This is a genomic window from Vulcanimicrobium alpinum, from assembly GCF_027923555.1.
Taxonomy (GTDB): Bacteria; Vulcanimicrobiota; Vulcanimicrobiia; order Vulcanimicrobiales; family Vulcanimicrobiaceae; genus Vulcanimicrobium; species Vulcanimicrobium alpinum.
Genome location: NZ_AP025523.1, coordinates 600,640 through 621,387 on the forward strand (window position 1 = coordinate 600,640; position 20,748 = coordinate 621,387).

The following is a 20,748-nucleotide window of genomic DNA, read 5'->3' on the forward strand; positions in this document are numbered from 1 at the left end:
GCGCTTGTTGCGCGAACTGACTTCGTAGAAGACGCGGTGCGCGACGAATCGGTTGAGGATCTTTCGCAGCGTCGCGATGGACGCCAGGGTCTCAGTCCGGTTGCCGCGGGTGTAGATGATCTTCAGGGCGTGGGCCGGCCTTCGGTAATCTCCGCCTGGGCCGTCCTTCTGCCTCAGCGCGGGGCATGACGCGTTGCACGAGACCGGGAAGAAACCCTCCGATGCTCTCCATCCCCGACATGGCGCTGCTCGGTGCGGCGGCGCTCCTGCTCTTCGGCCCGGAACAGCTCCCCAACGTCTTGCGCAAGGTCGGACAGTTCAGCCGCGAAGTGCAGAACACGTCGCAGTCGTTCATCCGCGAGATGGAGCGCGCTGCCGAATCGCAGGAAGTCGCCGACGCGTACAAGCGCCGCGACGAGGCGCTCAAGAGCTACGAACCGCCCGACCTCGATCCGCCGGACGCGGCCGAGGCCGCGTTGGATCCGGCGCCGCACGTCGAAGAGCCCGACGTCGCCGAGCCGGATCCGCATCCGCCGGCGGCGGAGAAGCTCGCCGAGCCGCGGCCCGCGCCCGACGCGTGGGACTATCCGACGCAGGCGATGCCGGTGGTCGGTTCAGTCCCCGCAGAGCCGCCGCCAGAGCCCGATCACCCGGCGCACGTATAGCCGCGTCTCGACCCAGGGCGGAACGCCGCGATAGCGGTCGACCGCACCCGCGCCGGCGTTGTACGCGCCGATCGCGCGTTCGTAGCGTTCTTGCGGCGCATACCCGCCGTAGCGCGCGATCAGGGCCGCGAGATAAACGACCGTGCCGTGCAGGTTCGCGTCGGGATCGGCGGGGTCGACGCGCAGGTCGTTCGCGGTCGCCGGCATCAGTTGGCCGAGTCCGCGCGCGCCGGCGCGCGAGACGGCGTCGGGATTCCACGACGATTCGACCGCGACGAGCGCGACGATCAAGCGCGCATCGATCCGCGCGGCGTCGGCTTCGGTGACGACGCGCGCGGCAAGGCGTAACGCCCGCGCGTTGTCGAGCGCCGGATCGAACGCGCGCAGCGCGCCGACATACGCCGGCAGCAGCGAAGCGAGGACGAACGGCGCGAGCGCGGCGGGCACACCGCGCCCGGTGCCCCGATTTAGATGTTGAAGTTCTGGCGGATCTCGTTGATGCGCGATTCGAGGAGACCGCGCACCTGGCGGTTGAGGCGGTCGCGCTGCTCGTCGGGGAGGCGCTGATAGACGAGGTATCCGGCAGCCGAGATGATCCCGCCGAGCACCCCGACGAGAACGGTGCGGCCGGCGTCCGAGGACGGGCCGATCGAGTTGGACCCGGCGGGTTGCTTGAGTTCGCCGTTCGGGAGTTTGCTGGCGTCGTTCATCGTGGGTTCCTTTCGACGCGCACGTACCCCGATTCCGGTGCGCGGTTACGTACTTGCCGGAGAATCCGGCTCGGACGCACGCACGTACCGGATCGCGCCGCGATATTGTTTCGCGATCTGCTCGATCGCCAGTTCCGCCGTCGCGACGATCGCGTTGACGTCGTCACGGTCGCGCGCCTCGGCCGGCCAGTGCATCTCGAGATCGCCCGAGCGGCGGCGGCCGCTCACCGGGACGCGCGCGACCTCCGCGAGCCCGCCCCACGCTGCCTGCAGCAATGCGGAGACGGCGGCGCAGGCGATGTCTTCGCCGGGATCGCCCTGCTCGGCGTGCCCGCTCGCAAAAACAGAAGACAGCCGATTACGGCTGTCTCTGCGAAAGGTGACGACCAGCATCGCGTCCCTTACGGGAGCGCGATCTTGTCGATTCGGACTTCGGCGAACTGCTGGCGGTGGCCGGTCAGCTTGCGCACGCGCTTCTTCGGCTTGTACTTGAAGACCAGGATCTTCTTGTCTTTCGCCTGGCGCAGGACCGTGCCGGTGACCGATGCGCCGCTGACGGCCGGGGTGCCGATGGTGACGTCGTCGCCGTCGGCGGCGAGGATGACGCGATCGAACGTGACCGAAGAACCGACTTCGGTCTCGATGAGGTCCGTGCGAATCACGTCGCCTTCGGAGACGCGCAGCTGTTTGCCGCCGGTCTCGATGATCGCGTACATAACCTCGGAACTTTATCACGGCGCCGGGAGCATCGTCAACGGCGCCGGTCGAAGTCGGAGGCCGTGGAACGGGACGGGATGCGGCTGGTCGTCTTGGCGGCCGGGAGCTCGCGCCGGATGGGCCGCGACAAGCTCCTCGCCCCGTTCGCCGGCGTCCCCCTGGTGCGCCGTCTCGCCGCGGCGCTCGCTCCGTTGCGGCCCCTCGTCGTCGGCCCCGACGCGGTCGCGGACGCCGTCGCCGGCCTCGCCGGCGTCGAGGTTCTGCGCACGCCGCCGACCGCCGGGCCCAGCGTGACGCTCGCGTTGGCCGATGCCGCGATCCCCCGCGACCGGGCGCTCGCGGTCGCCGCCGCGGACCTTCCGTTTCTCGACGCCCCGCTGGTGGCGGCGTTCCTGGCGCGGGTTCCGCCGGGCGCCGACATCGCTTTTCCCGAGGTGGCCGGCGTCCCGGGGCACCCCGTCGTCTGGTCGCCGCGGGCGCGCGAACGGATCGCCGGCCTCGATCCGGGTGCGCCGCCGATACGGATCCGGCGCGATCTGGATCTGACGGCGGTCGCGCTGGCGTGCGCAGCCGACGGCTACGTCGTCGATGTGGATACGCCCGACGCGTGGACGCAGGCGGAGCGTCGCGCGCGTGCCGGGGAACGCAGGGAGGGCTGACCCTTCGCAGCGTACAGGAGGGTCCTTCATCCTCCGAGGTATCCGTGTCGACTCTCGACCCAGCGCGCACCGCGCGCGACGTAACCCTGCGGCTCAACGGCCGCGCCGCGACGTTCTCCGTCGAGCCCGAGGTCACGCTGCTCGACCTGCTGCGTGAACGCGCAGGACTGACCGGTTCGAAGAAAGGCTGCGACCGCGGCCAGTGCGGCGCGTGCACCGTGCTGGTCAACGGCCGCCGCACCCTCTCGTGTCTCGCGCTCGCGCTCGCGCACGACGGCGACGCGGTCACGACCATCGAGGGGCTCGCCGAGAACGGCGTCCTGCACGCGATGCAGTCCGCGTTCATCGAACATGACGCGTTCCAGTGCGGCTACTGCACGCCCGGCCAAATCCTCTCCGCGGTCGCCGTCGTCGCCGAGGGACGCGCGCACGGCGACGAGGCGATCCGGGAAGCGATGAGCGGGAACGTCTGTCGCTGCGGCGCGTATCCGAACATCGTCGCGGCGATCGCCGCGGTGCAGGTTGCGTCCTGATGCAGCCGTTCGAATTCGTCGTCGCCGATTCGCCCGCATCGGCGCGCGCGCTCGTGCGCGAGGTCGACGGCGCGCGTTACTACGCCGGCGGCACCACCCTGGTCGATCTGATGAAGGGCGGCGTCGAAACGCCGCCGCGGGTCGTCGACATCTCGCATCTCGCGCTCGCCGGCGTCACGCTGCGCCCCGACGGGGTGCGGATCGGCGCGCTCGCGCGCAACAGCGACGTCGCGAACGACGCGACGATCGCCGCGCGTTTCCCCGCGCTCGCGCAGGCGCTGCTCAGCGGCGCGTCGGGCCAGATCCGCAACGCGGCGACGATCGGCGGGAACCTGCTGCAGCGCACGCGCTGCTCGTATTTCCGCGAGACGCGCTGGAACTGCAACAAGCGGATTCCGGGAAGCGGCTGCGACGCGCTCGCCGGCTTCAACCGCGGCCACGCGGTGCTGGGCGCCAACGACGCGTGCATCGCGACCTATCCCGGCGACATGGCGGTGGCGCTCAGCGCGCTCTCGGCGCACGTCGTCGTCGAAGGCGACGGCGGCGAACGGACGATCGCGATCGACGATCTCTTCCTGCTCCCCGGCGATACGCCGCAGCACGAACACGCGCTCGCGCACGGCGACTTGATCGTCGCGGTCGAGCTGCGCTTCGCGGCGGCGCACGAGCGCTCGCAGTATCTCAAGGTGCGCGATCGCGCGTCCTACGAGTTCGCGCTCGTCTCGGCGGCGTGCGGCGTCGAACTCGCCGGCGGGACGATCCGCAGCGCGCGTCTGGCCTTGGGCGGGGTCGCGACGGTCCCGTGGCACGTCCCGGAGGCGGAAGACGCGCTGGCCGGGGCGGCCCCGGGAGCGGAGGCGTTCCGCCACGCGGCGGAGCTTGCGCTCGCGGGCGCGGTGCCGCGCGCGCACAACGCGTTCAAGATCGAACTCGCGAAGCGCGCGATCGTACGCGTGCTGGAGAGTGTCTGCGGAGGTGCCGCGTGAGCACGACGCTCGAGCAGCCGCGTTCGGCGCGACCGTCGATCGGCGCGCCGGTCGACCGCATCGACGGTCCGCTCAAGGTGGCCGGCGCCGCGCCCTACGCGGCCGACACGCCGGTCAACGACGCCCTGCACGCCGTGCTGGTGCAGGCGACGATCCCGCGCGGCCGGATCGCCGCAATCGACGACGGCGCCGCGCGCGCGGTCCCCGGCGTCGTCGAGATCCTCACTTTTCGCAACGCGCCGCGGGTGCGCGAACTGCGCTTCGATTGGACCACGCCGATGCCGGAGTCGCTCGCGCCGCTGCAGGACGACGTCATCCGCTACGACGGTCAGCACGTCGCCGCCGTCGTCGCTCGCACGTTCGAAGCGGCGCGCGAGGCCGCAGCCCTGCTGCAGATTCGCTACGACGCCGAAGCGGCGCACCTCGACATCGCGCACCCGGCGGAGACCAGGCTCCCCGACGACTGGTTCGGCGACAACCCGCAATCGCGGCGCGGGGATCCCGAGGCGGCGTTCGCGGCGGCGCCGGTGCAGATCGACGCGACGTACACGACGCCGGTCGAACATCACAACCCGCTCGAACCGTCGGCGACCGTCGCGCAGTGGAACGGCGACGATCTCGTCGTCCACGACGCGACGCAGTGGGTGATCGGCGCGCGCAACTGTCTTGCCGCGGCGTTCGGGATCGCGCCGGAACGTGTCCGTGTCCTCTCGCCGTACGTCGGCGGCGGCTTCGGCTGCAAGGGCTGGTTCTGGGCGCACACGCTGATCGCCGCGATGGCGGCGAAACACGTCGGCAGGCCGGTGAAGCTCGCGCTCACGCGCGAGCAGATGTTCACCTCCGCCGGCCATCGCAGCGAAACCGTCCAGCGTCTGCGCGTCGGTGCCGCGCGCGACGGTCGCCTCGCCGCGATCCGGCACGACGTGCGCACCACGACGTCGCGCGTCGCGCCGTGGGTCGAAACGGCCGGCGCCCCGACGAAGTTTCTCTTCGCGTGCGACAACGTCGGCGTGCACCACGAGGTTGCGCTGCTCGACGTGACCTCGCCGACGGCGATGCGCGCGCCCGGCGAGGCGCCGGGGACGTATGCGCTCGGGAGCGCGCTCGACGAACTCGCGTACGCGTGCGGGCTCGACCCGCTCGAACTGCTGCGGCGCAACCACGCCGACACCGATGCCGACGAGGGACTGCCCTACTCGTCCAAGCACCTGCTGGCGTGCTACGCGCGAGGCGCGGAGCACTTCGGCTGGGAGCGCCGCGCGCCGCAACCGCGCGCGATGCGCGACGGCCGCGACCTCGTCGGCTACGGCGTCGCGACCGCGGTCTACCCCGCACTGCGCTCGTCGGCGCAGGCGCGCGTCACCGTCGGCGCCGACGGCACGATCGAAGTCGCGACCGCGGCGCACGACCTGGGGACGGGACTGTACACGATCGTCGCGCAGGTCGCGGCCGATGCCTTCGGCGTCGCACCGCACGACGTGCGCGTGTCGATCGGCGACAGCAGCCTGCCGCCGGCACCGGTCGCCGGCGGTTCGATGACGACGGCGACCGTCACGCCGGCGGTCGCCGATGCGGCACGGCGCGCGATCGCCGAGCTGGTCGCGCTCGCGTCGCGCGACCCCGGCTCGCCGCTCTTCGGCCTCGGCACCGACGCGATCGTCGCGCGCGACGGCGCGCTCGTCGTACGCGGCGATCCGTCGCGTGCGGCGGCGCTCGCGGATGTGTTGAAGGGATCGGGTGTCGCTTCCGTCGCCGCCGTCGGTGAGGCCGCGCCCGGCGACGAGAGCCGCGGTCTCGCGATGTACTCGTTCGGAGCGCAGTTCGTCGAGGTGCGGGTCGACCCCGATTTCGGCACCGTGCGCGTGTCGCGCGCGCTCGGCGCGTTCGACTGCGGCCGCATCATCAACGCCAAGACCGCGCGCTCGCAGATGATCGGCGGGATCGTGTGGGGGATCGGGATGGCCCTGCTCGAGGAATCGGTGCGCGACGCGCGCACCGGCGCGTTCGTGACCAACAACCTCGCCGACTATCACGTTCCGGTCAACGCGGATATCCCGCCGATCGACGTGCTGTTCGTCGAGGAGCCCGACTACGCGCTCAACCCGCTCGGCGCGCGCGGGATCGGCGAGATCGGGATCACCGGCGTCGCGGCAGCGATCGCGAACGCGGTCTACCACGCGACCGGCATACGCGTCCGCGATCTCCCGATCGTCCCGGAAAAACTCCTAGCGTCGTCACGCTCATATGATGGGGTAGGGGGATGACTCGAACGAATCATCCCCCTACGCGGTGTCGAGCGCCGTCGTCACGCCTGGGCCCAAGAGCCCGTAGCTCAGATTGGCGCTCGCACCAACCTCCAAGCGATCAGCCGAACGGAATCGTGGGCCGTCTGCGACGAGCCCGTATGCATGAGCCTGGTAAGATGATCGCTACGCCGGAACCTAGAGGGAAATCCTGCGATGAGCATGTTGGGCGTCGATATCTCTAAGGACACGTTCCACTGCTGCTTGCAACGCGGCGAGAAGCGCAGTGAGGCGAGTTTTGAGAACACGCGAACCGGCTTCAGAAAGCTTCGCAGTTGGTTGCGCACGCATCGCGCCCACGAGGTTCATGTGTGCATGGAGTCAACCGGGCCGTATTGGCGCCACTTAGCGGCGAACTTGCACAAAGCGAAAATCCGGGTGAGCGTGGTGAACCCGACGCGTACGGCATATTTTGCGAAGAGCCGTTTGCTGCGGACCAAGACCGATGCGGTCGACGCTCGAATGCTGGCCCAATTCTGCGCCTCCGAGCGCCCCGCGCTCTGGGAGCCTGATAGCGACGAAATCCTGTCCCTGCGCGGTTTGCTGGCGTATCGCGACCAGCTCATCGCGCAGCGTATTGCCCTTACGCAGATCGTGCAATCCGTCGCCGTCGGAGCAACGCTGCTCAAAATGAACGAAACGCATCTGGTCGGTATCGCGGAGATGGTCAAGCAGATCGAGTCGCAGATCCAAGGTGTTCTTTGCTCGGATGTCACGCTAAGCCGGAACGCGCAGCTTCTTCAGACCATACCAGGCGTCGCGTCCTTGACAGCGGCAAACGTGCTTGCGGAGTTGCCGGTGCATCGGCTCCATAGTGCCAAAGCCGCAGCGGCGTATGCCGGCCTTACGCCGGCAGAGCGGCAGTCCGGGACCTCGGTGAAGGGCAAGCCGCGCATTTGCAAGACAGGCAACGCGAAGCTCCGGCGGGCACTCTACATGGCTGCCCTGACGGCAAAGCGCAAAGTCCCGGCCTTCAAGGAGCTCGCCGATCGCCTCGAAGCGCGCGGTAAGAGCGGCAAGCAAATCATCGTGGCGGTGATGCACAAGCTCGTGCGCCTGGCTTACTCGCTACTCAAGAATCAGCGGCCCTATCAACCCGTATCGGCTTGACGGCGGACACGGAATCTGAGCTTGTCGAAGCGCAGCCCCGGCCGTGCACGCAGGAGCGCTCCTTACGCGCGCGACCTCAGCGACGCTTCGACGGGCTCAGCGTGACGAGGCGATTTATGCGGTGGCGACGGCCATGCCGGCGGCGGGGCCGTCTTCGAGCTTCAGCGTCAGGCACTTTGCGCTGCCGCCGGCTTTGTGGAACTCGGAGAGCTCGGTGAGGAACACGCGATAGCCGGCGGCGTGCAGGCGTTCGCGCAGACGGCGCGAGCAGTCGTGCATGATCACCGCGTCGCCGATCTCCAACGCGTTGCACGCGAAGCGCAGCGCGTCGTCGACGCCGACCTCGATGAGATAGCCGGGTTCGATCGCGCGCCGCAGCAGGGTCTGCGCGTGCGGCGAGAACGCATCCATGTACGCCATCACGTGGCCGCTTGCGAGCGGGCAGAGTGCCGTGTCGAGGTGATAGAAGCGCTCGTCGGCGAGCAGCAGCGGCAGCACTCGGCAGCCGACGATCTCCTGCAGCTGCAGCGTCGCGCCGCGTTCGGTGCGCCAGCCGTAGCCGGCGTAGAGAATCGGCCGCACGCGGTCGAACAGCGCGTCGCCCGCGCCCTCGAAGTACGTCTGCTGAAGGAATGTCGTGGCGAAGCCCGCGCGCGCGAGCGCGGCGCGGAAGACCGGCTGTTCGCGTCGACGTTCCGCGTGACGGAAGCTCGAGACGATCGCAAGGTTCCCGACGATGAGACCGGCGTTCGCGGTGAAGACCAGGTCGGGAGTCTGCTCCGCCTGCGAGAGCTGGACAAACTCGACGTCGGCGACGCAGCCGGTGAGCTCGATGAAGCGTTCCCATTGACGCTGCGCGTCGGGGGTCGCGTCACCGACGTGCCCCGTCATCCATGGATTGATCGCGTAGCGGACATCGTAGTGTCCCGGCGGGCAGACCAACAACCGTGTCGGCATGCTCCGATTGTAGGTGCGCTCGCGGGCATCCGTCATGGTACAAACGGTGCACCGCGAGGGGGTGCCGTGCGTCGAGGGTGGGTACGGGAGACCCATGGCTCGCAGGCACGATCCGGACGATCCGGTCGAACTCCACTCGCCCGTCCCCGAGCCGCCGCCCCTCTCGCGCGCCGAAGCCGACGTCGCCGGGATCACGACGACCCCCGAGGTGATCTACGCCGACACCGACGAGGACGAGAACCGCGACGACATCGCCGACTCGCACCGCGCGGAACCGGACGAGCACTTCTAAGTCGCGCTGAGCGCGACGCGGGGTCAGACCTCCACGAAGATGTCGTCGCCTTCGATGCGGACTTCGTAGGTCGGGAGCGGGACGACCGCGGGGAGCGTGAGCGCCCTGCCGCTGGTCACGTCGAAGAGCGCGCCGTGACGGGGGCACATGATCCGGCAGCCTTGCAGTTCGCCCTGATCGAGCGGCCCGCCGTCGTGCGTGCACAGATCCTCGACGGCGTAGATCTCGCCGTCGACGTTGCACAGCAGCACCTCGACGCCGTCGACTTCGACGCGCAGCGTCGTGCCGGGCGGGACGGCCGAACGTTTCGCAACGGGGTGGGGCACGCCGGTCCGTTCGCGAAGGCGCCGGCATGACCCGTTCCGCCCGCATCCTCCTCGCCGCGCTCGTTGCCGCCCCGCTCCCCGCGCCGGCCGCGAACGGCGCCGCTCACCATCCGGCCGCGGTCAAAGCGAAGCCCGGCGCCAAACCCGTGACGCTTCCCGACGGACTGCGGTACACCGACCTCACCGTCGGCAGAGGCGCCCAGCCGAAGCCCGGCCAGACGGCGGTCGTGCACTACACCGGGACGTTCCCCGACGGCAAAAAATTCGACAGCTCGCGCGATCGCGGCGCGCCGTTCGAGTTCGCGGTCGGAGGCCATCAGGTGATCCCGTGCTGGGACGAGGGCGTCGCGACGATGCGCGTCGGCGGACGGCGCAAATTGGTCTGCCCGCCGGCGCTCGCCTACGGTCAGCGGGGCGCCGGCGGCGTGATCCCGCCCAACGCGACGCTCGATTTCGACGTCGAACTGCTCAACGTGAAGTGACCGGCTAGCAGACCGGACCGCGCTCGAGATTCCCGACCGGGATCACCGAGAAGGTGAAGCCCGGCCCGAGAATGATGTTGCGGCCCCAACGAAACTGGTTGACGCCGGTCATCACCAGCCCGGGCACGGGCATCGGGACGTGCGACATTGCCTTGTTGAGCATCGGCTCCGACGGGCTCCACACGACGGGGAGGGTCGGATCCATCGTAATCTCGAGCCGCTTCAGGCCGCCCTTCGGCTTGCGGACGAGGAGGTAGCGCGGCTCGAGCGCGATGCTTCCGTCGTGATTGCGGCGGCCGGCCGCCGACGCCGAGCGAACGATGCCGAAGCCGTCGGTTCCGGCGTCGACTTCCGTACCGTCGTCCAGCGTCATCGGCTTGGTGACCCGGAAGGCGAAGTCGCCGCCGCTGCGGGCGCTGCGCGAGTCGACGGTGGAAACCATCTCGACCGGCATCGCGTAGGCACAGACTTTCGCGGCCGACGCCGGCGCAAACGAACACAGCCATGCGACGGCCGCCGTCGCGGCGAGCAGACGAACCTTCACCCTCTCTCTTTTCCCACGTTCGGCGCGGGAAACCAGCGTCAGGCGGCGTGAATGTCGATCGCGGCGCGCGCGGCGCGCACGGCGATCGGGATTCCGTCCTCGACCGACGCCGGCAGGCGCAGGCGCGACTTGGCGGCGTCGACGTCGTAGCGGCCGCCGCGCTTCGGCGGCAGCGCCAGGTCGAAGCGGCTCTTCGCGATCGACGCGTCGACCGAACGCGTCTCGCGGTCGCGCGCGAGGTCGACGTCGATCGCGGTCTTCGCAGCGCGCACCCGGATCCGGCCGCCGACGTCGTGGAGGCCGACGGTGCTCTTCGCGCAGACGACGTCGACGTTGTCGATGCCGAAGACCGCGGTCGAACTCTTGGCGACGCGCAGACGCAAGGCCGTCCCGCGGGGGACGTAGACGTCGAGCCGACGCCGCGGGGCGACGTCGAGCGTCAGGCGCGAACCGTCGGCCGCCCGGCGAATCCCGACGATCTCATCGAGCGCGCCGGGACCGTACGCGGAGAGTTCGACCCGCGGCCCGTCGGTCGCGGAGACCGTGACGTCGTCGAAGGCGCCGCGGATGACGACCAGCGGCGCGGCGTCGATCTCCGACGCGACGCCGCTGGCGAGGTCGAACTCGGGACGCAAACGGCGCCGGACCACGAAGGCCAGCGCCGCTGCGATTCCCAGAGCCAAGGCGAGATCACGAACCAGCCGCTGCCGTTCCATGTCCGCACGTACGCGCGGCAAAGCGGCGGGGTTTCAGATCAGCCGACGGATCCTTCCATCTCGAGTTTGATCAGCCGGTTCAACTCTACCGCGTACTCCATCGGCAGTTCCTTGACGAAGAAGTCGAAGAAGCCGTTGACGATCATCGCGGTGGCGTCGGCTTCCGTCAGCCCGCGGCTCATCGCGTAGAAGAGCTGCTCTTCGCCGATTTTCGAGACCGACGCTTCGTGCTCGACGGTCGAGCGCTGCTCGTCGATCTTCATCGTCGGCTTGGTGTCGCTCGACGACTTCTCGTCCATGATCAGCGCGTCGCACTTCACGCGCGTCTTCGCGCCGACGGCGCCGGCATGGATCTCGACCAAGCCGCGATACGTCGTCTTCCCGCCGTGCGCGGTCACCGACTTGTTCGTGACGACCGAGGTCGTGTTCGGCGCCGCGTGGATCACCTTCGCGCCCGCGTCCTGATGCTGGCCTTCGCCGGCGAACGCCGCCGAGAGGATCTCGCCTCGGGCACCTTCGCCCATTAGGTAGATCGCCGGATATTTCATCGTCAGCTTCGAGCCGATGTTGCCGTCGACCCATTCCACCGTCGCGTTCTTGTATGCGACCGCGCGTTTGGTGACGAGGTTGTAGATGTTGCGGTACCAGTTCTGAATCGTCGTGTAGCGGATCGACGCGCCTTCCATCGCGATCAGCTCGACGACGGCCGAGTGCAGCGACGAGGTCGAGAACTGCGGTGCGGTGCAGCCCTCGATGTAGTGCACCTTCGCGCCTTCGTCGGCGATGATCAGCGTGCGCTCGAACTGACCCATGTTCTCGGTGTTGATCCGGAAGTAGGCCTGCAGCGGCATCTTCACTTCGACGCCCTTGGGGACGTAGACGAACGAACCGCCCGACCACACCGCCGAGTTGAGCGCGGCGAACTTGTTGTCTTGCACCGGGATGACGGTCGAGATGTACTTCTGGACGATCTCCGGATACTCGCGCAGGGCGGTGTCCATGTCGCAGAACAGCACGCCGTCTTTCTGCAGTTCCTCGATGACGGAGTGGTACACCACTTCCGACTCGTACTGCGCGGAGACGCCGCTGAGGAACTTGCGTTCCGCCTCCGGGATCCCCAGGCGATCGAAGGTCCGCTTGATGTCGTCCGGGACGTCGTCCCAGTTTTGCTCCGTCCGCTCGCCGGCTTTGACGAAGTACCGGATGTTGTCGAAGTCGATCTGCTCGAGCAGCTCGGTGTCGCCCCACGTGGGCATCGGCTTCGCGCGGAAGACGTCGTAAGCGTTGAGCCGGAAGGCGCGCATCCATTCCGGCTCGTTCTTCATCGACGAGATGCGCTCGACGATTTCGCGCGAGAGCCCCTTGTCGGACTTGAAGACGTAGTCGGCCTCGGAGTCGTGAAACCCGTGACGATACTCTTCGATCAGCGTGTCGGTGGTGGCGGCCATCAGTTCCTCAGCGTAGCGATCCCAACCGGGGAGGTCAAGATAGTCCAGACCTTTCTGCACTATTTAACACTTTCCGGTCGGTTTCCGTTCCGATCGAAGGGGCCGCCTCGCGGATCCCGGCCAGCAGTACGTCGTGGCCTACTCCGAACCTTCCCTCGGAAGCAAGCCGCCGGGCGGCGGTGGTCCCGGCGTTCGAGAGGCCCGGCTCGGATCCCAACTCGATCCTCACGGTTCGCCCGGGCGCGGCGCTTTACATCGGACCCCTGGGGGGGTATTATGTGCGTCGGACTTCACGGACCCCCGTGCGTATCAGCCCGGGGGTGGTGCAGTCGGTTAGGGGACGGCGCGCCCAACGCGCCATCGCAGCGGAACGTCCGTTCGGTCCAAGAGGTGACCGTGCCGGCAAGAGTCTGCTGATAGGTCGACGGCGAGACGGTGTACCGCACACGCCGGACGACACGCCTGGAGGTGGGATTCTCCCAACCGAACCCGAGGAGTCGAAGAACAATTGAAAGCACTCGGCACGCACATCGTCTGCGAGCTGTCCGGCTGTAACCCGGCCACGCTCACCGACGTCGACGCGGTCCGCGCAATGATGGAAGCCGCCGCCCGTGCGGCAAACGCGACCATCGTCACCAGCGCGTTCCACCGTTTCCAGCCCCAAGGGGTCTCCGGAGTGGTGGTGATCGAGGAGTCGCACCTGTCGATCCACACGTGGCCGGAGACCGGCTACGCCGCGATGGACTTCTACACGTGCGGCGACCACACGGATCCGTGGGCAGCCTGCGAATACGCCGCAGAGGCGATGGGCGCCACGCAAATGCTGACGACGGAAGTCAAACGAGGTATCGAAGCCGGTGCAGGCCGGTTCACCCACGTGGTGACGGCCGACCACGACACGCGCGAGCTCGCGATCGCGTAGCGCGCACGCTCCTCCTCGGAGCTCGGTCAGAGGAGCCCCGAAGCCCGCCGCACCCGCGGCGGGCTTCCTTTTGTTCTCATGCCGGTCATGTCACGCTGAGCTCGTCGAAGCGCCGCCACGGGCGTGCGCGAAGGAGCGCGCTGCTTGCGGGCGCGGTTGCGGCGGCCCTTCGACAAGCTGAGGGTGACGGATTTGGAGGTTCCCGAAGGCGCGCGACCAACGGCTCGGGCGCGATGCCGAAAACCGAACAGTTTCAGTGGTACACCGAGCAGTTCGCGCCGACCGAGATTCACGCGCACGCGGTCGACGAGACGTACTACGCGGGAAGGACGCCGTTCCAATCGGTCGCCGTGTTGCGCACGCCGGTGTTCGGCAAGATGCTGGTTCTCGACGGCGACACGCAGTCCTCGCAGAACGACGAGAAGATCTACCACGAATCGCTGATCCATCCGGCGATGGCGTCGGTCGACGATCGCACCGACGTGCTGATCCTCGGCGGCGGTGAAGGCGCGACGCTGCGCGAGGTGCTGCGCGACCCGGCGGTTCGGCGCTGCACGATGGTCGACATCGACGGCGAGGTGGTCGAGCTCGCGAAGCGCTTCCTGCCCGAATGGAGCGCCGGCGCCTTCGACGACCCGCGCGCGCGGCTGATCATCGGCGATGCGCTGCGCTTCATCAACGAGGACGGAGATCGCTACGGGGTCGTGATCTCCGATCTGACCGAACCGCTCCCCGACTCGCCGTCGTTCCCGCTCTTCAACGGCGACGTCTTCCGCGACATCAAGCGCCGGCTGGCGCCCGGCGGCGTCTACGTCCTCCAAGCCTCGACCGCCGGCTTTCACAACATGGCGCTCCACGCCAAGATGGCGCGCTCGCTGCGGCGGCACTTCCGCCATGTGCGAAGTTTCTACACGCACGTCCCGGCGTTCGACAACGACTGGGCGTTCATCGCCTGCAGCGACGACGTCGACGCCGCGTTCACCGACCCGGCACGCATCGACGCCTACGTCGGGAGCCTGCGCGGCGAGAACTGGTTCTACGACGCAGAAACGCATCGCCGCTTGTTCGCCCTCCCGCGGTATCTGCGCGCCGAACTCGCAAAGGACGGCGACGTCTTCGCCTAGTCGCGCATCGTCACGCTGATCTTGTCGAAGCGCAGCGGACTTCGTGCTCGTCAGCGGCTGCGCTTCGACAAGCTCAGCGTGACAGGGTCTTCACGCGTGACAAGGCTCGGCCTGAGATGCGGGGAAATGCTCGTGCTATGTCCACCGACGTCGACGGGATCCTACGCCGCACCGCACTCTTCGACGCGCATCTCGCGCTGGGCGGGCGCATGGTTCCCTTCGGCGGCTTCGATATGCCCGTGCAGTACGCCGGGATCCTCAAAGAGCACGACGCGGTGCGCAAGCGCGCGGGTCTTTTCGACCTCTCGCACATGGGTCAGTTCGAGCTGCGCGGCGCCAGCGTCGGCGAATGGGCCGATGCCTTGACGATCAACAAGGTCGCCACGATGAAGCCCGGCCAAGCGCGCTACAACGTCTTCACCAACGAGCGCGGCGGCGCGCACGACGACGTGATCTTCTACCGGCTCGCCGACGAGCGCTGGCTGCTGGTCGTCAACGCGGCGAACGCCGACAAGATGTGGGCGCACGTCGGCGCCGAGCGCAGCGGCGACGTGCAGCTGACCGATCTTCGCGGCGAGCGCGCGCTCATCGCGATCCAAGGCCCGCGCTCGGTCGAGTGGCTGCAGCCGTTCGTCGGCGTCGAGCTGGCGCCGATGAAGTACTACGCGTGCGCCGAGGCGGCGGTGCGCGGCTCGCGCACGCCGGCCGTCATCGCGCGCACCGGCTATACCGGCGAAGACGGCTTCGAATTATTTCTCCCGGCGTCCGACGCCGTCGCCGTCTGGGACACGCTGCTCTCCGAGTACCGCGCGCATGGGCTCGAGCCGTGCGGGCTGGGCGCACGCGACGTCTTGCGGCTCGAAGCCGGGATGCCGCTCTACGGCCACGAGATGGACGAAGAGATCACGCCGCTGCAAGCCGGTCTCGCGTGGGCGATCAAGTTCGACAAACCGGCGTTCCGCGGCAAGGCGGCGCTCGAAGCGCAGCGCGACGGCGGCGACTTTTCTCGGATCGCCGGGCTGTCGATGCAGGGCCGCGTCCCCGCGCGCGCGGGGTATCCGGTGCTGCTCGACGGCGCACCGGTCGGCGAGATCCGCAGCGGTTCGTGGGGTCCGTCGGTGCAGAAGAATATCGCGACGGCGCTCGTCTCCGCGCCGGCGGCAACCGCGGGAACCCGGCTTGCGGTCGAGGTGCGCGGGACCGCGCACGTCGCGAGCGTCGAACCGCTTCCGTTCTACCGTCGTCCCAAAATCTGAGGGAGCAGGTTCGCCCGGCTCCTAGACACTAGACTGGGGACCGAGATGGCAGAAACGTTACCGGCAGGTTTGCTCTACAGCAAAGAACACGAGTGGGTGAAGGTCGACGGCGACTTGGCGACGGTCGGCATCACCGACTACGCGCAGAGTTCGCTCGGCGACATCGTCTACGTCGAGCTTCCGCGCAAAGGCGCCGAGCTCGAACAGTTCAAGAGCATCGGCGTCGTCGAATCGGTCAAAGCGGTCTCCGATCTCTTCACGCCGGTCGGCGGCGAGGTCACCGAGATCAACGACGCGATCGAAGGCGATCCGGCGGTGGTCAACCGCGATCCCTACGGCGCGGGCTGGCTCTATAAAGTGAAGCTCGGCGACCACTCGCAGACCGGCGAGCTGCTCAACGCCGACCAATACCAACAGGTCGTCAGCGAAAGCTGACGCCGCCCCCAGGGAACGCCATGTACACCCCGCACACCCCCGCAGACATCGAAGCCATGCTCGCCGCGATCGGCGTCGCGTCGCTGGACGATCTCGTCCGCGTCCCCGACGCGCTCGCGCTGCGCGCGCCGGTCGAAGTGACGCCGCAGCTCAGCGAGATCGAGATTGCCGATCGGTTCCGCGGGTTCGCGGAACGGACGACGGCGCCGCACTACACGTCGTTCCTCGGTGCGGGCGCGTACCGCCATTACATTCCGCCGGTCGTCGGCGCGCTGGCGATGCGGGGCGAGTTTCTGACCTCCTACACGCCGTATCAGGCGGAAGTCTCGCAAGGGTATCTGCAAGCGATCTACGAGTGGCAGACGTACATCGCGCTGCTCACCGGGCTCGACGTCGCGAACGCGTCGGTCTACGACGGCGCGACGGCGCTCGCCGAGGGCGTGATCATGGCGGTCAACGCGACCGGCCGCAAAGCGGTCCTCGTCTCGGCGGCGGTCCATCCCAACTACCGCGCCGTCTTGCGCACCTACGCCGACGGGCTCGATCTCACCGTCGACGAACTCCCCTACGCCTCCGACGGGCGCACCGATCTCGGCTCGCTCGATGCCGCGCTCGCCGACCAGCGCTACGCCGCGGTCGTCGTGCAGTCACCGAACGTCTTCGGCGCGATCGACGCGCTGCCGGCGGGGGTCGCCGCGAAGATCAAGACCACGAAGACGGTCGTCATCGGGGTCGTCGCCGAAGCGATGTCGCTCGCCGCGCTGGCGACGCCGTCATCGTGGGGCGTCGAGATCTGCGTCGGCGAGGGACAGTCGTTCGGCAACGCGATCGCCTACGGCGGTCCGCACGTCGGCTTCATCGCGGCGACCAGCGAACATCTGCGCCGCATCCCGGGACGCCTGGTGGGGAAATCGGTCGACGTCGAGGGACGGCCCGCATATGTGCTCACGCTGCAGGCCCGCGAACAGCACATCCGCCGCGAAAAAGCGACTTCGAACATCTGCACCAATCAGGCGCACTGCGCGCTGTGCGCGACGATCTATCTCGCCGCGATGGGGAAGACCGGCCTGCGCGACTGCGCCGCGCTCAACGTCGCGCGCACGCAGGAGCTGCGCGAGCGCGTTACCGCGCTCGACGGCTTCAGCGCGCGCTTCGACGCTCCGACCTTCAACGAGTTCGCGCTGCGCGTCCCCGGCCGCGCCGCCGGCGTGCTCGCGGCGCTGGAAGCGCGACAGATCCTCGGCGGCCTCGACCTCGGGCGTTTCTACCCTGAACTCGACGACTGCATCCTCATGACGGCGACCGAGCTGACGTCGAGCGCCGACATCGACCGTCTCGTCACCGCGCTCTCGGAGATTCCGGCCCGTGCCGCTGCCCGCGTTTGACACCCCGCTGATCTTCGCGATGGGCCAGGAAGGCCGCGCGAACCGCTATCTTCCACGCGGCCCGCAGCTCGACACGCTGCTCCCCGCGGAGACGCTGCGCGACGATCTGCCGCTCCCCGACAACAGCGAACTCGACGTCGTGCGCCACTTCACCCGGCTCTCGCAGAAGACGTTCGGGATCGACACGGCGTTCTATCCGCTGGGGTCGTGTACGATGAAGTACAACCCGCGCATCAACGATGCGATGGCGAACGTCCCCGCGCTGCGCGATGCGCACCCGTTCGCGCCGGACGCAGCCGCGCAAGGACCGCTGGCGGTGATGTGGGAGCTCGAGCGCGCCCTCGCGTCGCTCTTCGGGATGGCGGCGTTCTCGCTGAATCCCGCCGCCGGTGCGCATGCGGAACTCGCCGCGCTGCTGATCGCGAAAGCCTACTTCAAGAAGATCGGCCAGCCGCAGCGCAACGTCGTGATCGTCCCCGACACCGCGCACGGAACGAACCCCGCGTCGGCCGCGATGGTCGGGTTCAAAGTGGTCTCGCTCAAATCCGATGCGCAGGGCCGCGTCGATCCCGACGAGATGCGCAAGGTCGCCGGCCCCGACACCGCGGTCTGCATGATGACCAACCCGAACACGCTGGGGCTGTTCGAGTCGCGGATCCACGAAGTCGCGGACGTCGTGCACGAAGCCGGTGGGCTCATGTACTACGACGGCGCCAACGCGAACGCGCTGATGGGCAACACGCGCCCGGGCGACATGGGCTTCGATCTCATGCACCTCAACCTGCACAAGACGTTCACGATCCCGCACGGCGGCGGCGGTGCCGGCGCGGGACCGGTCGGCGTCGCGGCGCACCTGATCCCGTTTCTGCCGACGCCGGTCGTGCGCGCGTTCGACGCCGAGGGGACGGCGGTCGACGCGAGCGGCTGGCGCGACAGCGGCGAGTTCACCTTCGCACTCGACTTCGACCGGCCCGACTCGATCGGCCCGATGCGGTCGTTCTGGTCCAACTTTGCCCACATGGTGCGCGCGCTCGCCTACACGTATGCGAACGGCGGTGAGGGACTCACCAACGTCTCGAAGCTCGCGGTGCTCAACGCGAACTACATCCGCGTAAACATCACCGACGTCGTCGACATCCCGTATCCCGAGATCAACCGTCACGAGTTCGTCGCGTCGGCGCAGTCGCTCAAACGCGAGACCGGCGTGCGCGCCCTCGACATCGGCAAAGCGCTGCTCGACCGAGGCTACCACGCCCCGACGGTGTACTTCCCGCTCATCGTCCCCGAGTGCCTGATGATCGAGCCGACCGAGACCGAGTCGAAAGAGACGCTCGACGCCTTCATCGCCGCGTTCCGCGAGATCGTCGCGACCGCGAGGGCGAATCCGGAAGCGGTGCTGGCGACTCCGATAAACACCGCGGTAGGACGGATCGACGAAACGCGCGCCGCCCGTCAGCCGGATCTGCGCTGGCACCCCTAGCGTCCGCCGAAGCCGCGCTCGACGCGCTGCTCGCCGCCGACTGGGACGACCGGCAGCGGCGCCATCCGATCGCGGCGTCGCTGGCCGGCGAACGCACCTACGACGGCGAGTGGGACGACAACTCCGCCGCCGCGCTCGCCGATGAAGACGCGCATCGGGAGGCCGTGCTGCGGCAGCTCGCCGCCTTCGATCCGGGGGCGTTGAGCGAGCGCGCACGGCTCAACCTCACGCTTTACGCGGGCCTCCTGCGCGACGAGCGCGAGGCTTACGCGCTCGGCATGCCGCTGTTCGCGATCGACCCGCGCCACGGCGTCCACACCTACGCCTACTACGCGGAGCAGCTGCGCTTCGCCGGGATCGTCGACTACGACAACTGGCAGCGCAGGCTCGCGGCGTTCCCGCGCGCCGTCGACCAGACGATCGCGCTGCTGCGCGAGGGGATCGCATGCGAACGCATGTGGCCGCGCGCAACGATGGCGCGGCTTCTCGATCAGCTCGACCGGCTCGACATCGAGCCGGCGTCGTCGCCCTTCTTCGCGCCGCTCGTGCGCGTCCCGGCCGGGATCGACGGCGACGCGGAACGATTGCGTGCGTCTGCACACGCAACGATCGCGGAAGCCGTGCTGCCGGCACTGCGGCGGCTGCGCACGTTCTTGCACGACGACTACCTGCCGCGCGCATCCGAGATTCCGGGGCTCGCTCAGCTGCGCGACGGCGCGGCCATCTACGCGCATCTGACGCGAACGTTGACGACCACCGATCTGAGCGCGGAGCAGATCCACCGCCTTGGTCTCTCGGAAGTGCAGCGCATCCGTGAGGCGATGGAAGCGCTCGCGCCGCGCACCGGCTATACCGGTTCGCTCGGCGAGGTGTTCGCACAGCTGCGTGCCGACCCGGCGAACTACTGCGACTCTCCGGAGGCGCTGCTGCAGACGTATCGCGCGATCGCGAAACGCGTCGATCCGGAACTGCCGCCGCTCTTCCGCACGCTGCCCCGTCTGCCGTACGGCGTGACCATGATCCCGGCAGCGCTCGCACCCGACACCACGACCGCGTACTACTATCCCGGCGCACTCGACGGATCGCGCGCGGGCCTCTACTACGTCAACCTCTACCGCCCCGACCAGCGTCCGACGTACGAGATGATGGCGCTCTCCCTGCACGAGGCGGTTCCCGGCCATCACCTCCAGATCGCGCTCGCGCAGGAGCTGCCGAACCTGCCGGCGTTCCGCCGCACGACGCTTGCCTACACCGCGTACGTCGAAGGCTGGGGTCTTTACGCGGAGTCGCTCGGCGACGAGATGGGATTGTACGACGATCCCAAAGCGAAGTTCGGCGCCTTGACGTACGAGATGTGGCGCGCGGTCCGGCTCGTCGTCGACACCGGCATCCACGCGTTCGGCTGGTCGCGCGAGCGCGCGATCGCGTATTTCCTCGACAACGCGCCGAAGGCGCCGCTCGACGTCGAGAACGAAGTCGACCGCTACATCACCATGCCGGCGCAGGCGCTCGCGTACAAGATCGGCGAGCTGAAAATTCGCGAACTGCGCGCGCGCGCCCGTAGCGCACTCGGCCCGCGTTTCGACGTGCGCGACTTCCACGAGGTCGTGCTCGGCGAAGGCGCGCTCCCGCTCGACGTCCTGGCCGCGCGCGTCGACGCCTGGCTCGCGGAGAACGCCGCACCGGCGTCGTAGAGGG

General features: G+C 68.5%; 24 protein-coding genes. 15 read left to right on the forward strand and 9 right to left on the reverse strand.

Going from position 1 to position 20,748, the window contains the following annotated elements; all coding sequences use genetic code 11:
- Nucleotides 1–221: 221 nt before the first annotated feature.
- Entirely contained in the window at nt 222–665 is a 444-nt protein-coding gene (locus WPS_RS03000; RefSeq protein WP_317996378.1) for a Sec-independent protein translocase subunit TatA/TatB, read from the forward strand.
- Here the strand turns inward: WPS_RS03000 and WPS_RS03005 are convergent.
- Genes WPS_RS03005 through rplU form a run of 4 tightly spaced genes read right to left on the reverse strand, consistent with a single transcriptional unit; the run spans nt 615 to nt 2,091 of the window.
- Entirely contained in the window at nt 615–1,112 is a 498-nt protein-coding gene (locus WPS_RS03005; protein WP_317996379.1) for a lytic transglycosylase domain-containing protein, read from the reverse strand. The two genes, WPS_RS03000 and WPS_RS03005, sit on opposite strands and share 51 nt — an antisense overlap.
- 20 nt (nt 1,113–1,132) lie before the next feature.
- Nucleotides 1,133–1,375, reverse strand: coding sequence for a hypothetical protein (locus tag WPS_RS03010; RefSeq protein WP_317996380.1), 243 nt, complete (start codon nt 1,373–1,375; stop codon nt 1,133–1,135).
- Between the two features lie 45 nt (nt 1,376–1,420).
- Nucleotides 1,421–1,768 (reverse strand): ribosomal-processing cysteine protease Prp, encoded by a 348-nt coding sequence (locus WPS_RS03015; protein WP_317996381.1) that lies wholly within the window; start codon nt 1,766–1,768, stop codon nt 1,421–1,423.
- 8 nt (nt 1,769–1,776) lie between these two features.
- The gene (gene rplU / locus WPS_RS03020) at nt 1,777–2,091 is read right to left on the reverse strand and encodes a 50S ribosomal protein L21 (RefSeq protein ID WP_317996382.1); all 315 of its coding nucleotides are present in this window, start codon (nt 2,089–2,091) and stop codon (nt 1,777–1,779) included.
- A 78-nt stretch (nt 2,092–2,169) separates the two neighbouring features.
- On the opposite strand from rplU, the gene WPS_RS03025 reads away from it, so the two are divergent.
- The 5 genes from WPS_RS03025 (at nt 2,170) to WPS_RS03045 (ending at nt 7,683) form a co-directional block, all read left to right on the forward strand.
- Complete coding sequence (locus WPS_RS03025; RefSeq protein ID WP_317996383.1) at nt 2,170–2,751, forward strand: nucleotidyltransferase family protein; 582 nt, start codon at nt 2,170–2,172, stop codon at nt 2,749–2,751.
- A 44-nt stretch (nt 2,752–2,795) separates the two neighbouring features.
- The gene (locus tag WPS_RS03030) at nt 2,796–3,284 is read left to right on the forward strand and encodes a (2Fe-2S)-binding protein (protein ID WP_317996384.1); all 489 of its coding nucleotides are present in this window, start codon (nt 2,796–2,798) and stop codon (nt 3,282–3,284) included.
- The gene (locus WPS_RS03035) at nt 3,284–4,270 is read left to right on the forward strand and encodes an FAD binding domain-containing protein (RefSeq protein WP_317996385.1); all 987 of its coding nucleotides are present in this window, start codon (nt 3,284–3,286) and stop codon (nt 4,268–4,270) included. The genes WPS_RS03030 and WPS_RS03035 overlap by 1 nt, the downstream gene beginning before the upstream one ends.
- Nucleotides 4,267–6,534, forward strand: a complete 2,268-nt coding sequence (locus tag WPS_RS03040; RefSeq protein WP_317996386.1) for a xanthine dehydrogenase family protein molybdopterin-binding subunit — start codon at nt 4,267–4,269, stop codon at nt 6,532–6,534. The genes WPS_RS03035 and WPS_RS03040 overlap by 4 nt, the downstream gene beginning before the upstream one ends.
- 195 nt (nt 6,535–6,729) lie before the next feature.
- Nucleotides 6,730–7,683 carry an IS110 family RNA-guided transposase gene (locus tag WPS_RS03045; RefSeq protein WP_317996387.1) on the forward strand — a complete coding sequence of 318 codons (954 nt, stop codon included), beginning with the start codon at nt 6,730–6,732 and terminating at the stop codon, nt 7,681–7,683.
- 114 nt (nt 7,684–7,797) lie between these two features.
- Here WPS_RS03045 and WPS_RS03050 read toward each other — a convergent pair whose 3' ends face one another.
- Nucleotides 7,798–8,640: a dimethylarginine dimethylaminohydrolase family protein gene (locus WPS_RS03050; protein ID WP_317996388.1), complete on the reverse strand. Its 843-nt coding sequence runs from the start codon at nt 8,638–8,640 to the stop codon at nt 7,798–7,800.
- Between the two features lie 94 nt (nt 8,641–8,734).
- On the opposite strand from WPS_RS03050, the gene WPS_RS03055 reads away from it, so the two are divergent.
- Nucleotides 8,735–8,932 (forward strand): hypothetical protein, encoded by a 198-nt coding sequence (locus WPS_RS03055; protein ID WP_317996389.1) that lies wholly within the window; start codon nt 8,735–8,737, stop codon nt 8,930–8,932.
- Nucleotides 8,933–8,955: 23 nt separating this feature from the next.
- Here WPS_RS03055 and WPS_RS03060 read toward each other — a convergent pair whose 3' ends face one another.
- Nucleotides 8,956–9,258 carry a Rieske (2Fe-2S) protein gene (locus tag WPS_RS03060; RefSeq protein ID WP_317996390.1) on the reverse strand — a complete coding sequence of 101 codons (303 nt, stop codon included), beginning with the start codon at nt 9,256–9,258 and terminating at the stop codon, nt 8,956–8,958.
- 26 nt (nt 9,259–9,284) lie between these two features.
- On the opposite strand from WPS_RS03060, the gene WPS_RS03065 reads away from it, so the two are divergent.
- Nucleotides 9,285–9,740: an FKBP-type peptidyl-prolyl cis-trans isomerase gene (locus WPS_RS03065; protein ID WP_317996391.1), complete on the forward strand. Its 456-nt coding sequence runs from the start codon at nt 9,285–9,287 to the stop codon at nt 9,738–9,740.
- A gap of 4 nt (nt 9,741–9,744) precedes the next feature.
- On the opposite strand, the gene WPS_RS03070 is transcribed toward WPS_RS03065, so the two are convergent.
- From WPS_RS03070 to sufB, 3 genes are all read right to left on the reverse strand, one after another.
- Complete coding sequence (locus tag WPS_RS03070; RefSeq protein ID WP_317996392.1) at nt 9,745–10,284, reverse strand: hypothetical protein; 540 nt, start codon at nt 10,282–10,284, stop codon at nt 9,745–9,747.
- A gap of 38 nt (nt 10,285–10,322) precedes the next feature.
- Nucleotides 10,323–10,967, reverse strand: a complete 645-nt coding sequence (locus WPS_RS03075) for a hypothetical protein (protein WP_317996393.1) — start codon at nt 10,965–10,967, stop codon at nt 10,323–10,325.
- Between the two features lie 71 nt (nt 10,968–11,038).
- Complete coding sequence (gene sufB / locus WPS_RS03080) at nt 11,039–12,448, reverse strand: Fe-S cluster assembly protein SufB (protein WP_317996394.1); 1,410 nt, start codon at nt 12,446–12,448, stop codon at nt 11,039–11,041.
- Between the two features lie 508 nt (nt 12,449–12,956).
- Here sufB and speD point away from each other — a divergent pair.
- The 7 genes from speD (at nt 12,957) to WPS_RS03120 (ending at nt 20,744) form a co-directional block, all read left to right on the forward strand.
- Nucleotides 12,957–13,370, forward strand: a complete 414-nt coding sequence (speD, locus tag WPS_RS03085; RefSeq protein WP_317996395.1) for an adenosylmethionine decarboxylase — start codon at nt 12,957–12,959, stop codon at nt 13,368–13,370.
- A 233-nt stretch (nt 13,371–13,603) separates the two neighbouring features.
- Nucleotides 13,604–14,494 (forward strand): spermine/spermidine synthase domain-containing protein, encoded by an 891-nt coding sequence (locus tag WPS_RS03090; RefSeq protein WP_317996396.1) that lies wholly within the window; start codon nt 13,604–13,606, stop codon nt 14,492–14,494.
- Nucleotides 14,495–14,631: 137 nt separating this feature from the next.
- Entirely contained in the window at nt 14,632–15,750 is a 1,119-nt protein-coding gene (gene gcvT, locus WPS_RS03095) for a glycine cleavage system aminomethyltransferase GcvT (RefSeq protein ID WP_317996397.1), read from the forward strand.
- Nucleotides 15,751–15,795: 45 nt separating this feature from the next.
- Entirely contained in the window at nt 15,796–16,185 is a 390-nt protein-coding gene (gene gcvH / locus WPS_RS03100; RefSeq protein ID WP_317996398.1) for a glycine cleavage system protein GcvH, read from the forward strand.
- Between the two features lie 20 nt (nt 16,186–16,205).
- Nucleotides 16,206–17,570, forward strand: coding sequence for an aminomethyl-transferring glycine dehydrogenase subunit GcvPA (gcvPA, locus tag WPS_RS03105; protein ID WP_317996399.1), 1,365 nt, complete (start codon nt 16,206–16,208; stop codon nt 17,568–17,570).
- Between the two features lie 19 nt (nt 17,571–17,589).
- Nucleotides 17,590–19,050: an aminomethyl-transferring glycine dehydrogenase subunit GcvPB gene (gcvPB, locus tag WPS_RS03110; protein ID WP_405054923.1), complete on the forward strand. Its 1,461-nt coding sequence runs from the start codon at nt 17,590–17,592 to the stop codon at nt 19,048–19,050.
- Nucleotides 19,038–20,744, forward strand: a complete 1,707-nt coding sequence (locus WPS_RS03120) for a DUF885 domain-containing protein (RefSeq protein WP_405054924.1) — start codon at nt 19,038–19,040, stop codon at nt 20,742–20,744. Before gcvPB ends, WPS_RS03120 begins: the two co-directional genes overlap by 13 nt.
- Nucleotides 20,745–20,748: the final 4 nt, after the last annotated feature.